Source organism: Nitrospira sp. (assembly GCA_030692565.1).
In the GTDB taxonomy this organism is placed as follows: domain Bacteria; phylum Nitrospirota; class Nitrospiria; order Nitrospirales; family Nitrospiraceae; genus Nitrospira_D.
Genome location: JAUYAO010000015.1, coordinates 1 through 13,184 on the forward strand (window position 1 = coordinate 1; position 13,184 = coordinate 13,184).

A 13,184-nucleotide genomic window follows, 5' to 3' on the forward strand; every position below is an offset into this window, starting at 1 on the left:
CCTCGCCAACGGCAACACCACCGGCGTTACCTTCAACGTGACCACCCAGTTGGCGGCCGGTGAGGCCCTGGACTTTGTGATCAACCGGGGCGCCGACGGCAATAACTCGTACGACTCGACCGCCTTCGATCCCACGATCACCTTCTCCTCCACCACTACAACGTCCACCACCCCACCGCCCACGACCGGAACCGCGGCAGTCACACTCTCGTGGAACCGGAATACCGAATCGGACCTGTCATATTACCGCGTGTACTATGGCACCAGTTCGAGAAACTATTCGAATTCGGTCGGAGTAGGCACTACGACATCTACAACGATCAGCAATCTGATATCCGGCACGATCTACTACTTTACCCTGACAGCCGTTGACACAAGCGGTAATGAAAGCGCTCGTTCGGTTGAGGTCGCGATCAGCCGATAGAGCACCCAATGTGGTCGATCCTGGATCTCCTTCAGCGTCATCGCCCCGCGCCGACTTGACCCATGTGAGCTTGGCCATGTATAACCACGCCCTACCTCTTGCTGGCTGAGGGCCTTGTCCCTTTTTACCCAAGAGATCATGCGCCCGTAGCTCAATGGATAGAGCATCTGACTACGGATCAGAAGGTTACAGGTTCAAGTCCTGTCGGGCGCACCACTCACTCTTCGCGGCCCCTCCCCTAAATCCATCTCAATAGCCGATCACGGTGGTGATCTTCCTCATTCCCTATTCACGCTTCATGCTTTCTTCTGATCGAGTGATGCCTTAGGATAGACTTATGGCAACCCCTACCGCACTCAAGCAGGACGATCTCGAACGACTTATTGCCGGCACCCATTGGAACCCGCGTGCGATCCTTGGCCCGCATCCGACTACTCAAGCCCTGGTCATCCGTGCCTGGCTTCCGTTTGCCGAATCCGCCCAGATTCTGCCCGCCGGTCAAACCGCTCCGATCCAGGCCAAGCGCATCCACGAGGCCGGCCTCTTTGAAGCCATCCTCCCCCAACAGAAACATGCACACGACTATACGATCCGCGCACGGGCTGCCGACGGCACCATCACGGAAGGCCACGATCCCTATGCCCTACCTCCGTTGCTGACCGATTTCGAGCTGCATCTGTTTTCAGAAGGCACGTTTTATCGAGCCTACGAATCGCTGGGCGCACACGTTCGCACGGCAGAAGGCATCACCGGCGTGCATTTCGTCGTCTGGGCGCCGAATGCCGCTCGCGTCAGTGTGGTCGGTGAATTCAATCGCTGGGACGGCCGTTGCCACCCGATGACTAATCGAGGATCGACGGGACTTTGGGAACTCTTCCTCCCCGACCTCCCCGATGGAAGCCTCTACAAATATGAGATTCGGCCGCGCGGCCAGGATGCCGTCTTGGTGAAGGCGGACCCCTACGCGTGCGCCAGTGAACTTCGTCCTCGCACCGCCTCGATCGTACGTGATCTCTCTGATTTCACCTGGCACGACGAAGCCTGGATGAACGCGCGCGCGCAGTGGAATCCCTTGCGCGCCCCCATCGCCATTTATGAAGCTCATCTCGGATCATGGATGCGGGTGCCGGAGGAAGAGAATCGTTGGCTCACCTATCATGAGCTGGCCTCTCGACTCATCTCCTATGTGAAGGACCTCGGCTACACCCATCTCGAACTCCTCCCCGTCACCGAGCACCCCTTCGACGGATCCTGGGGCTATCAAGCCACCGGCTATTTTTCTGCGACCAGCCGCTACGGGACGCCGGAAGACTTCATGGCGTTTGTCGATGCCGCCCATGCAGCCGGAATCGGAGTCATCATGGACTGGGCCCCCGCGCATTTCCCTGACGATCCGCATGGCCTCGCGTTTTTCGACGGCACTCATCTCTATGACCATGCCGACCCGCGCCTCGGCTATCACCCGGATTGGCACAGCCGGATCTTCAATTATGACCGTCCGGAAGTGCGCAACTTTCTCCTAAACAGTGCGCTCTTCTGGCTCGACCGGTATCACATCGACGGAATACGCGTAGACGCCGTCGCCTCGATGCTCTACCTCGACTACGGGCGCAAAGCCGGCGAGTGGATTCCCAATCAGTTCGGCGGCAATGAAAACCTCGGCGCTGTGACGCTGCTCAAGGAACTGAACGTCCTCGTTCATCGGGACTTCCCCGGTGCCATGACCATCGCAGAAGAATCCACTTCCTGGCCGGGTGTCTCACGCCCCACCTATACCGGCGGCCTGGGCTTTACCTTCAAGTGGAACATGGGCTGGATGCACGACACGCTCGACTACTTCGCCCACGAAGCGGTGCATCGGAAGTTTCATCAAAACCAAATGACGTTCGGCTTGCTCTACGCCTTCACGGAAAACTTCGTCCTGGTTCTCTCCCACGACGAAGTCGTTCACGGCAAGCGATCATTGATCGGGAAAATGCCCGGCGATCCCTGGCAACAATTCGCCAATCTCCGCGCCCTCTATGGCTATATGTACGGCCATCCGGGAAAGAAAATGCTGTTCATGGGGAATGAGTTCGGACAGTGGCGGGAATGGAACCATGACACCAGTCTGGACTGGCATCTTTGTGAATACCCGCCCCATCACGGGTTACAGCGTTTTGTAGGGGATCTGAATCATCTCTACCGGCAGGAGCCGGCGCTGCACAGGGTCGACTACGAGTGGAATGGATTTCAGTGGATCGACTTCAACGACGCGGAGAATTCGGTCATCGCCTTTCTGCGAAAGGGCGAGGATGGCTCGGAATCCATTCTCTGCATAGGAAACTTTACCCCGGTTCCGCGGCATCACTACCGCGTCGGCGTTCCGACGGCGGGGCACTATCGAGAGCTGCTCAACAGCGACGCCGAACTGTACGGGGGCAGCAACATGGGGAACTCCGGCGGTGTGCGCGCCGAGGCCAGCCCCTGCCACGGCCTCCCCTATTCACTGAGCCTGACGCTTCCGCCCCTCTCCATGCTTTTCTTCAAACTGCAGCCGGAGTAGCGGCTCTCGCCTACTTGGTCTTGGCTTCTGCGCGGATCTCCAGAATTTTAACGTCGAAGTACAAGGTCTTCCCAGCCAATGGGTGATTGAAATCCAGCACCACGGAATCTTCCTTCACTTCCGTCACATGGGGAAACAATGACTGCCCTTCAGGCCCCCGCGCTTCCAATTCGGCTCCGACCTTCCACGCATGCTCCGGCACCAGGCTCTTCTTCACTTCCTGAATGGCTTTCTGATCCACCTCTCCGTAGGCATCCGTGGGTTTGACGGCGATGTGCTTCTTCTCCCCGACCGTCATGCCCTCCAGCGCTTTCTCCAGTCCAGGAACAATTTCTTCCGCGCCGTGCAGATAGGTCATCGGTTCACCACCGACATTCGATTCCACGACCTCTTTCTCGTTCAGCTTCAGCGTATATTCCAGCGAGACGTGCTTTCCCTTCGCGACGACGACCTTCGCGGCCCCGTTCGTCGTCTCAGCATGAATTACCGGCGCATCGACCATCGCACCCAGGAGCACCACCAGGCACACACATCTCAGCGTATAGAGACGAACGATCATACAATCCTCCTCCAGAATAATAAGTCGCTACAGGTGGGAACAGGACACGAGGATACCGCGATGGAGGCACAAAAACTACTGGCTCTTACCAGGACCGGAACGCCCCGGAATCCAGATGCACGAATTTCGAACGGGGATAATAGCCGATGCCGCCAAAGCCCAATTCAAGGGCGGCCTGTCGAATGACTTTGGGATGAATGCCAGGAATCTGTATATCGATCGCCTGACCCTGCATATGCAGGCTATTCTTCGCCGCACGCCGGCCGGCACGAACGAGTCGCGCGTTATACTCCGGAGAACGATAGCCGGAGATGATATGAATCTCCCGATCGCCGCCTAACTTCTTTTGCACCAGATTGACGTGTTCCAACACTCGCACATCAATCGCTGAGACTTCCCCGGTCGCATGGCAACGCAGGATATGATTGACGTCATCCAATGCGTCCAAATCATATTCACCGGCTTCATTGCGATACGTCACATCCAGCCGCTCATCGGTCCACACATTTAAGAACGTCAACCGAGCCTCCGGAAGCGCCTGCGCCGCCACACGCTGGGGCCGTAACCCCGGCAACACAGCGAGGGCTAAAGCCATCGCGGAAGTTTGCAGAAACGTACGTCGGGTCCAGGCCCAATGCGAATCAGTTGTCACGAAATACTCTCCGAAGAAGGTGCGTTGCAGAGAACCGGCAGCAGATGAATCGAGTTTTACCAAAAAGGATCGGATCGGTCAATGAATTTTCGTTCGATGAGTTCTTCGCTCATCTCCGTTCCAATCCCATACGCTGATTCGCGTGGTAGGCCCAGGTGAGACCGTCCCTATTCAGGCCGATCGCCAACCATTTTCTTCCTAGACACACAGCGGACAGACGGGTAAGATCGCACTCATAGATTAAGGAAAACCATGGCTACGATTTTGATTATCGACGACGAAGAGTCCATCCGCCATCTCCTCCGCGAGGTGTTGGAAAAAGCCGGACATCAGGTGCTTGAAGCGTCCAATGGACGCGAAGGGCTTGAGATCTATCAGAAGCACCCAGCCGACCTGGTCATCATGGATCTGCTGATGCCGGATACCGACGGCTTGGAAACCACGCTCCAGCTGACTCGTGAATATGTGGACGCCAAGGTCATCGCGATCACCGGCGCACAAGGCGATCGCAACTTCTTAGACGTGGCCAATCTCTTTGGTGCCAGACGGACGTTCCAGAAACCCTTCGATCTCAACAAACTCCTTCAGGCCGTACAGGAAGAACTGGCAGCCAAGTAGCCTTCCTTCCCCACCCACGAATAATCCCGGCACTGCCTCCTCCGATATCGTTTCCCGGTCGCACCCGATCCATTCCACCTCAAGTTGACAGTCTGTTGTGCCGATGAAGAAGGACAGAAGCCCCTTATCGCGAATCGGTATGCGTAGCACATTGAACTCAACTCCGGCAGGTTTGTCAGCATGGGATATCATCGAAAGAGTCCGCGATTCGACGTCAACTTCGGGAGCACCTTTGCCGGCGAAACGCTCGCGGGCCAGGGCACTATTACCAATCTGTCCGTAGGCGGCTGCAGTATCGAGTCGAAGATATCGCTACCGGCCCAAAGCGTGGTTGGACTGAAAATCCAGCTCCCGGATTCCCATTGGCCATTGGAAATCACTGAGGCTATCGTCCGATGGGTGCGAGGCACTACATTCGGTCTGGAGTTTCAAACTTTATCCGAGCCGGACGCCGCCCGGCTTCAGCAGCTGCTTTTTGACCTCGATCAGGGGCCGCTGGTGGTCATGCAACGTCCCGCACACTGACATGCGAACCAGGACCAAAATACTGATCGTCGACGATAGCCCGGACTTCCAACTGCTTGTGAAAGCGTTTCTCTCTGAAGAAAGCTATCTCGTCCTCTCCGCCGGTGACACGCTCCAAGCCACCGGATCAGCTCTCCGCGAAAAACCCGCGCTCATTGTGGTCGATATCGGCCTGCCGGGCGGAGACGGCTGGATGCTACTCGATCGACTCAAGACGAATGCCTTAACCAAACACATTCCCGTCATCGTTGTGACGGGACAAGGCAAGATCGGTCTCGAAGAGAAATCGAAATCTAAAGGAGCGGCCGGGTTCCTTAAAAAACCCTTCGAGAAAGCCATATTCATCAATACGATCGATGCCCTCCTCAACCCTTCAACTCCCAGTCCTGCTCCGTCAATCACCACAACCCATGCACCAGCGTAGCCCTTCCCACATGACATCCGGTCGGCTTTCTCTGAGACATGGAGGTCTCCGGGCTGCAGCACAGCAGACAACTCGCTCGTAAAACGCGCCACGACAGAAACAGTATTTACTGGAAGTCTTTCCAGAGGATCTGAGAGGATCACGGAAGCCGACAGTGATGGGACCCGCGATGTGGCAGGAGAGTGCTCGACGCTTATGTGGCTGACGTTCTGGATTCTGTACAGCTTCCTCATCCTCGCCAGTGGCGTTTACGGGTCCGACTTCGTCGGCCATTCCCATTGGGACTATGTCATTTGGATTCCACCGTTCGACGAGATACGATCACTTCAATTCTGGCTGGACATTATTGTGAACGTCGCCCTCTACGCCCCCTTGGCCGTCCTGTTCCTCCAACATCGGAATTCGAACAACCGATCAGCCCTCCTCACGGCCGTGATTGTGGGCTTACTCCTTTCCTGTACCGTCGAACTGTATCAAGTGTACTCCCACAATCGCCGCCCTTCGCCCTTGGATATTGTCTGCAACCTCAGCGGCACCATCCTCGGAGCGCTACTCTGGCAGGTTTGGCGAAAATCTCTCGGGCAACCCGCTCAACCCAAAGCGCCAGCTATTCCCATCCCATAGGCTCATAGCCGCGCTCCTGCAGGCAACGATTCACAAACTGCTTGAACGCCTGACTGGGCGGCGACTTCCGAAACAAGCCACGGAGCAGTCCGCCGGTTGCCCCGCTCGCCGCCCCGACCATCGCACCGCGCCCGGGATGTCCGACGACCGCCCCGCCCACAGCGCCGGCCGCTGATCCAATCGCGCCACCCGCCGTCGTACTCCCGGCCACGTGGCCGCTCTTCCCTTGGCTCGGCGTCGCTCCAGCTTCTTTGGCCATAGCAGAACAGTTCTCGATGTCCTGCTCCGCAGCAGACTCCCCGACCTGACGCAAATGGGCATTGGGATAGAGTATCGGCTTAGGCGCCGCGCACCCGGAAATCAGAAAGAGGCAGGAGCACAGCAACAACAACTGGCGTGATGGTGAGGTCATCTCATGAGCTTCAACGATCTGACTTGGATTCCGTTTACGACTCCACTAGCGTCCGCCCGATAGTTCTTTCCGTACAAGCCCCCGCATCATCACGGGATCGTTGTAGGCGACCTCGCTCAGCGCATCCAGGATGTGAATGCCCTTGGCTGCGGCCAGGTCCTTCGCCTTCAGGTAATTCTTCGCACCGAACCGCGCCACCGACGACTGGCCGTTCACAATCTGGCAAGCCAACACCTCCGCACCGACGTCCAACGTGCCGCCCTCTTCGATCAGATGCTTGGCTTGCGCCACCGCAATCCCGTGCAACTGCGCAAACTCCTCCAGTCCGCCCGTCTCGACCAGCCGTCCGTCCGGCATGATGCAGAGCCGTTTGAAGTGCGGCGACCAGTCCTTGCGGAAATCGATGTACTTGATATCGCCGCCCTTCGCCACGGCCCGATCGATCATGCGGTAGTCTAACCCCAGATTCTTCTGCTCCAGCTTTTCCTTCAACTCATCCGGCAACGTGCGATGGAAAATCTCATAGGCCGCCTCAGCCATCGAAAGCGACCGGGCACGAGCCAAATGCTCCGTCTCGGCAAACTGCATCAAATCCAGGACAAACGTTCGCTTCGGCAACAGACCCGTCGGATCGATCACACAGGCAAAGAGCCCGCGGGTCAAGAGTCCACCTTCCGCAGGATAGACATAGACCCCGCCCTGAGTCAGCAACTCCGTCATCGTCGCCAGCGGCACTCCATAGCTTTCGGACAGAATCTTGGCATGGCCGGGAAGATCTTCAGGAAGCGTCGTCGCACAAGCCGTGACGTTTCCAGGGGCATCGAATTCCGAATAGTCCTCGATGACGTTATAGAGGACCGGCAGTTTCGGCTTCTCGCTTTTCTTCTTAATCTTAAACATCCAAGACGTCCGTTCAAGCTATTGGTTTTACTGAATGCATGCCGCTATCGACTCAGATGGTGGTAGGCAGCCAATGTCATCATTCTGCGATCCTCCACCGGTCCGCCGATCGTAAAGTGATACAGCGATTGAAAGGACAAACCCTGCACGCCCAGCATCTCATGAACCGGGTCATCGAAGAAACAGCCGATCCCCGTCCCTCGCACCCCGGCCGCCTCCGCCTCCAAATACAATACCTGGCCAAGCAATCCGGCCTCCCAGAACAACCGAGGATAAAACCAGGCCCCCGCCTGACGCAAGCGTCCTTCAAACTCAGCCAACATGCCCAGCGAGAACGCGCTGTCCGCGGCAATCTCTTGATGGCAACTCACCTGCGCCGCCGCACGCTTAGCATCACCCTCGAGCAACCAATAGAGCGCTAAATCATCAGGGCATCCCGGCGGCTGCGTCCAGACCAGCTCCGGATTGAGCGACTGCTGAACCAGCGGCAGCTTCGCTCGATCCCGCACCAGGACATAGAGACCGGGCGCCAGCCCCTCGACGCGATGCACAAAGATCATCAAATGAATCGCCGAATCATGAGGCCACAGATCCCAGGGCATCGGCCGCTCCAACTGAGGACGTTCGGCGCGCGGCATTACCCGTTGCAGCATGCGAAAGAAGACCGCCGACGAAATCGATGTCCGTCCATCAAACGACACGGCGCTTCGACGCTGACGGATGATTTGGCCGGCCGGAGGCCCGGCGTCGCCCGTCACTCCTGAAGCGTCGATCGTCCCAGGAAGAGGACGCGACAACACCGGCTGCTCCTGCGACAACTTCCACGAAGCATCGGCGACCGCGTCGATCGCCTCCCAATGAACTCCGTGCTCCCCGCTCAGTCGATTCGCTTTCCCCTGCCAGGACACATTTGAGAGATCCTTGACCAGAGCCGCATCGAGAGAGAGGGGGATGTCTGAAGACCAGGGCTCCTCGGTCTCGCGTGGCCACAGCACACAGAGACAATCCGGATGCTCCGGTTCGACCTCGGCAAAATCATCCGGGCGATTCGTGCCTAACAACAAGGCCACACAGTTCTGCTCCACCCCGTCCAGCAGCGCCATGTTCCATCCCAGCGTCGCCGCTGCGACCCGCGCAGACCCAAGGGCATGCCCGATGTCGTGATTGCAGTAGCGAAACGCCCTCTCGCCATACTTCCAGGCTTCCCGCCAATGCACCGACGAGAGACCGAACAACAGTGCTTTGCGAGGAAACGGAGCGAGCAGCCGCGCGAGCAGCTCAGCCGGATATGCCGCCCGCCGCTCCAGCCCATGTTCTTTCGGCGCATAGTGGTAGAGCCCCGGCTGTATGTCGAGTCCGCCGATCTGCGGCAGGACCACATAGCCTTCCGTCGGATGGAGATTACCTGAAGAGGGATTGCTCCGCAGCGCCCATTCCGTCTCTCCGCCTTTCTTCCAGGCAGACAGGGCCAGGGCAAATTCAAAAAACCGGGAAAGCGAACGCAGGGTGACCGGCTGAGAGGGAACCGCCCCCTGCTGATAGATCGCGTCATAGGCCGGCGAGATGGGCTCCTCATCAGGCTTCAATAAGGGTAACGGAATCAGCTCCGCCCCGGCGAAGCGCCGAAAGGGATTAGGCTGATTCGCCCAATCCAGATACCCCATCGACCGGGCATAGCGATTAAAATGATGCTTCGTCTGGATGTGATAGCGGATAACCTGATCGACCGGATCAGTCGAAGCGAGATCCGCAGACGGAGGGAAAGATGGCTTCTCAGTACCCATGGTAATCGTAAAGGCAGTCTACAGAGCAGCGGGAAGGAAAGTAAACGCGCCGGGCCCTTGCCCTTCTTCGCTCAACTCATTACATAGGTTGGGCGCTGCCGTTTTTGTAAAGTGACAACCAGCCTTCTCTTGGACCATCGCCAGCTGCCATTCAAGACAAGATACCTAAAGACTTCTCCCTCCCCGTCCGATAAGGGTCTGTCGAATTCTATTCTATTCTCATCTCATGGAGGCTTTATCATGTCCGGACTCATTCAGGAATTGAAAGAACAGCATACCCAGCTTCTCTCGATCCTCCATCTGGCGAAAACCAACGGCTTCGCCACCCCCGAAACACGGGAGCTCTTGCGCTCGGCACGAACGGGCCTGCTGGATCATCTGCGCAAAGAAGACCTTGAACTGTACCCGGTGTTGCACACAGCGGCAGTGAAGAACTCCTCTATCAAAGAAACCTTGGACACATTTGCGAAGGATATGGCCGAGACGTCGAAACTAGCCATTGGCTTCTTCAAGAAATGCGATCAAGGCGGAACGGATCACGATCTGTCGAAGGAGTTTGGCCTGCTCCTGGCCAAGCTGCGCAGTCGCATTCGCCGTGAGGAAGAATTACTCTATCCCCTCTACGAACAGATCTCCGCTAAAAGAGCTGCATAGATACGGCGAACGGAAACGGCGTCATTTCGCTGCCCCTCTGACGGTTCCACCGCCACTCGCACCACGATGGCACGGACCCAGACTTCCATTTGATACTGCAACCGATACTGAGCTTCTGGTTGGAATCGACTGACTGACCGGCCACGACTGCATCGCTCGCCGGGGATCATTGACCTCCCTTTCTCTCCCCACGTATCCTGGCCCAATACAATGTGAGGTCTACCCATGCAATTCGATGCAGCTCTTGCCGCGCAGGCGGCGTTTGAAGAAGCAGAACCTGAACTCGGGTCCGACTGGGAGACGGCCACTGAACTCGAAAAAACCTTTTCATCCAACGCCGGATCGACCGCGCGCGAAGCTTATGAGGGATTGCTCTCGCTGGCGACCCGCTATCCGCAGGCCCATGCCTTTCAAGCCTTCTGCATCTACATCACCTGGCAACAGGTGACGGAACAAACGATCGCGCACCATTTCGAGACAGGCATGCGGCTCTCCGAATCCTACCTGGCTTCGCGCGACGGGAAAGATCAGCAACACCTCGGTTACGTCACCGAACTCCTGGAATCGTTTCGCGCTGGACTGGGCCTGGACGAGGAAGACGACATTGTCGTCGAGTTCAGAAAAGACACGCCGAAAGGCGGCGACTAACCTCAGCTCACGCCTTACCGCTAACACCTCACCGCGCAATCATGTCAGACGACGATAAACACCGGGCCAGGATTTTTCTCCACCGCGGGCAGTTGGCTCAAGCCAAGGCTGCCTATGAGCAAGCCGTTGCAGACGATCGCCTTGCCGACAATCCCCGCGAACTCTCCGCCTCGCTCGGCAATCTCGGCAATGCCTGCGCCTTGTCCGGAGACCTTGAGCAGGCAGAGACCTGCTATCGCGAAGTATTGACGATCCAACGGACCGAGCGCGACCAACAGGCCATCGCTCACACGCTGGTGAATCTGGGCAATCTCCACATCGGCGCCGGCCGCCCTGAGAAAGCCCGCCCCTACTATCTTGAAGCCCTCGATCTACTGAAACCGCTGCACGATGATCGTGCGCTCGGGATTCTGTATCACAACCTCGGCATGGAAGAGGCGCGGCAAACCCACTGGGATCAAGCCATCGCCCACTTCACTGAAGCGCTGGAATGCCATCGCCGCATCGGCAACGAAGAGGGCCTGGCGCTGACCTACAGCCAACTCGGCAACACCTTCCTCGATTCCGGCGCCTTGCGTCAGGCGGAGAAATGCCTGAACAATGCCTCGGAGCATTTCATCAAACTGGGCAACCCACCGGGGGAAGCAGCCGTCCTCCGGCTACTGGCCGCACTCTATGTGCGCGAACGCAATTCCCCCTCGGCGATTCGCTGCCTCGAACGCGTCCTGTCCCTCGATCAGCACTACCAGCTCCCGGAACAAGCCAGGGACCGCACGTTACTCACCGAGCTTCGTCAATCTATTTCCCATCCGTAGCCAGGCCCTCCGCTCCGCCTGCACTGACATTTCTCACATCTTTCTGGACAGATACAAATCCTCTGCTACCGTAGGATCGTCACAGCGATTGCATCAAGTTTCTCCCTCGCACAACCGACAAGATACTGACGTACACATGGAGAAGAAGGTGAGATCGTGCTGCTGCGTGCCCTTTGGTTGCTCCTCATAGTCGGCGCCATCGCCACTCCGGCACAGGCGACGGAATCCGTGGCTCCTCAGATCACGGTCGGCACCCAGGAAGTCGGCCTCTCCGCGGGCTACCTCCTCCCGCACCGCCTCACGCAAGATCACACGACCAAGCAGCAGGGCGTTGCCTTGATGCCGTCCTGGATGATGACCGTGACCGATCCCATGGGCGACAGCTGGTACCGCGGACAGATTTCACTGGGCGCCGAGGTGGTCTACATCCAGTTTCAAGAACCCTTTCTCACGCACGGCATGGGCTTTACGCCCAAGATCAAGTACACCATGGTCGCCCACGATCGTATTCATCCCTATGCTGAATTTGCCGGCGGTCCGTTCTGGACCGACCTCGCCGGCAAGATTCCCGAAGAATCCTCGCGGTTCAACTTTATTCTGACCGCGGGATTTGGCTGCTCGTTCTTCCTGACGCCCCAGACCTCACTCAACATCGGCTATCGGTTCCACCATATTTCCAACGCCGGCACGCGGTATCCCAACTTGGGGCTCAACTCCAGCTTGCCGTTCGGCGGATTTTCGTTTTACTTCTGACGAAGGGATTGTACATCATGACGCAGCGCACAGCTCCCGGAATCCTCGCCGCCTTGCTGGCAGTAATTACACTATCAACCGGCTGCAACCGTTGGATTGATGTCCTGCCGTCAGCCGCCTCCCGCGCCGACAGCGCAACCGCCTCCATCGCGAGCATCGACCGCGTCCCGTTGATCCTCGACCAGGTCACGATCCGCCACAACGGGGCGCCTCAGAATCCCTCCACGGAACTCGACCGGCGCTTGCTTGGTTCGTTGCAGAGCCTGAACCTTTTTTCTCAACTCTCTCTGGCCGAACAGGGAACGTCAACCGTAGCCGACAAAACGGTTGTTGCCCGCATGAGGATCGATGACGCCGTTGACTCTCACCCCGGGGAGGCCGCATGGAAAGGGATCGTCATTGGCACCTCCATGTTTCTCCTTGCTCCGGTTATGGAACTGCACTACGACTACGGCACCACTCTCACATTAGAGCTCGAACGCTGGGATGGAACCGTCAAGACCTATCATGCCGAGTCATCGGGGATAGCCCGATACAATCTCTTCAGCGCCAGCCCGTCGATGATTGCAGAACTGAAGGGCCACGTGATGGAAGCCGGCATCACTGACCTCATGAACCAACTCGTCAAAGACGCGACCTTCTACAATGCCAGCAGCGCCCCCGTCACCGAACGGACCATCCACAGCGTCAGTATCCGATCAAGGCGTCCCACACCGGCGGCGATCACGATATCCACGACCGCACCGAACGAACCTCGGTAAGCGCTGCTCGTCCCGCTCCCCCGGACAACCCGCACATCCCCCATCGGAGATGGCCTGGTCTCCCGCCGGTGCCTAATGCTATGATG

Annotated in this window: 16 protein-coding genes and 1 tRNA gene; 12 read left to right on the forward strand and 5 right to left on the reverse strand. The window is 57.6% G+C overall.

Annotated features, from left to right (window positions below; translation table 11 throughout):
- The 3 genes from Q8N04_03695 to glgB all read left to right on the forward strand — a co-directional run.
- Window positions 1-424, forward strand: a 424-nt coding sequence (locus tag Q8N04_03695) for a fibronectin type III domain-containing protein (protein ID MDP3089754.1), incomplete at its 5' end; no start/stop codon positions are given.
- A gap of 140 nt (window positions 425-564) precedes the next feature.
- Window positions 565-640 (forward strand) — tRNA-Arg (locus tag Q8N04_03700).
- A 121-nt stretch (window positions 641-761) separates the two neighbouring features.
- Window positions 762-2,969, forward strand: coding sequence for a 1,4-alpha-glucan branching protein GlgB (glgB, locus tag Q8N04_03705; GenBank protein MDP3089755.1), 2,208 nt, complete (start codon window positions 762-764; stop codon window positions 2,967-2,969).
- A 10-nt stretch (window positions 2,970-2,979) separates the two neighbouring features.
- Here the strand turns inward: glgB and Q8N04_03710 are convergent, their stop codons facing one another.
- Both Q8N04_03710 and Q8N04_03715 read right to left on the reverse strand, forming a co-directional pair.
- A complete protein-coding gene (locus Q8N04_03710; GenBank protein MDP3089756.1) occupies window positions 2,980-3,528 on the reverse strand; it encodes a peptidylprolyl isomerase in 549 nt (182 codons plus the stop codon).
- Window positions 3,529-3,613: 85 nt separating this feature from the next.
- Window positions 3,614-4,180, reverse strand: a complete 567-nt coding sequence (locus tag Q8N04_03715; GenBank protein ID MDP3089757.1) for a DUF882 domain-containing protein — start codon at window positions 4,178-4,180, stop codon at window positions 3,614-3,616.
- A gap of 252 nt (window positions 4,181-4,432) precedes the next feature.
- Here Q8N04_03715 and Q8N04_03720 point away from each other — a divergent pair, with 252 nt between their 5' ends.
- From Q8N04_03720 to Q8N04_03735, 4 genes are all read left to right on the forward strand, one after another.
- A complete protein-coding gene (locus Q8N04_03720; protein ID MDP3089758.1) occupies window positions 4,433-4,798 on the forward strand; it encodes a response regulator in 366 nt (121 codons plus the stop codon).
- A 180-nt stretch (window positions 4,799-4,978) separates the two neighbouring features.
- On the forward strand, window positions 4,979-5,323 hold the full coding sequence (locus Q8N04_03725; protein ID MDP3089759.1) for a PilZ domain-containing protein: 345 nt from the start codon (window positions 4,979-4,981) through the stop codon (window positions 5,321-5,323).
- A gap of 1 nt (window position 5,324) precedes the next feature.
- Window positions 5,325-5,747 (forward strand): response regulator, encoded by a 423-nt coding sequence (locus Q8N04_03730; protein MDP3089760.1) that lies wholly within the window; start codon window positions 5,325-5,327, stop codon window positions 5,745-5,747.
- Between the two features lie 195 nt (window positions 5,748-5,942).
- The gene (locus Q8N04_03735) at window positions 5,943-6,371 is read left to right on the forward strand and encodes a VanZ family protein (GenBank protein ID MDP3089761.1); all 429 of its coding nucleotides are present in this window, start codon (window positions 5,943-5,945) and stop codon (window positions 6,369-6,371) included.
- Here the strand turns inward: Q8N04_03735 and Q8N04_03740 are convergent.
- Genes Q8N04_03740 through Q8N04_03750 form a run of 3 tightly spaced genes read right to left on the reverse strand, consistent with a single transcriptional unit; the run spans window position 6,355 to window position 9,467 of the window.
- The gene (locus tag Q8N04_03740) at window positions 6,355-6,783 is read right to left on the reverse strand and encodes a glycine zipper family protein (protein MDP3089762.1); all 429 of its coding nucleotides are present in this window, start codon (window positions 6,781-6,783) and stop codon (window positions 6,355-6,357) included. The genes Q8N04_03735 and Q8N04_03740 overlap by 17 nt on opposite strands.
- Window positions 6,784-6,828: 45 nt before the next feature.
- Complete coding sequence (locus Q8N04_03745; GenBank protein ID MDP3089763.1) at window positions 6,829-7,683, reverse strand: hypothetical protein; 855 nt, start codon at window positions 7,681-7,683, stop codon at window positions 6,829-6,831.
- A 44-nt stretch (window positions 7,684-7,727) separates the two neighbouring features.
- Entirely contained in the window at window positions 7,728-9,467 is a 1,740-nt protein-coding gene (locus tag Q8N04_03750; protein ID MDP3089764.1) for a SagB/ThcOx family dehydrogenase, read from the reverse strand.
- A gap of 240 nt (window positions 9,468-9,707) precedes the next feature.
- Here Q8N04_03750 and Q8N04_03755 point away from each other — a divergent pair, with 240 nt between their 5' ends.
- The 5 genes from Q8N04_03755 (at window position 9,708) to Q8N04_03775 (ending at window position 13,098) form a co-directional block, all read left to right on the forward strand.
- Window positions 9,708-10,121: a hemerythrin domain-containing protein gene (locus Q8N04_03755; GenBank protein MDP3089765.1), complete on the forward strand. Its 414-nt coding sequence runs from the start codon at window positions 9,708-9,710 to the stop codon at window positions 10,119-10,121.
- 225 nt (window positions 10,122-10,346) lie between these two features.
- Window positions 10,347-10,769 (forward strand): hypothetical protein, encoded by a 423-nt coding sequence (locus Q8N04_03760; GenBank protein ID MDP3089766.1) that lies wholly within the window; start codon window positions 10,347-10,349, stop codon window positions 10,767-10,769.
- On the forward strand, window positions 10,685-11,584 hold the full coding sequence (locus Q8N04_03765; GenBank protein ID MDP3089767.1) for a tetratricopeptide repeat protein: 900 nt from the start codon (window positions 10,685-10,687) through the stop codon (window positions 11,582-11,584). The genes Q8N04_03760 and Q8N04_03765 overlap by 85 nt, the downstream gene beginning before the upstream one ends.
- Window positions 11,585-11,740: 156 nt before the next feature.
- Window positions 11,741-12,337 (forward strand): acyloxyacyl hydrolase, encoded by a 597-nt coding sequence (locus tag Q8N04_03770; GenBank protein MDP3089768.1) that lies wholly within the window; start codon window positions 11,741-11,743, stop codon window positions 12,335-12,337.
- Window positions 12,338-12,354: 17 nt separating this feature from the next.
- Entirely contained in the window at window positions 12,355-13,098 is a 744-nt protein-coding gene (locus Q8N04_03775) for a hypothetical protein (protein ID MDP3089769.1), read from the forward strand.
- Window positions 13,099-13,184 lie beyond the last annotated feature (86 nt).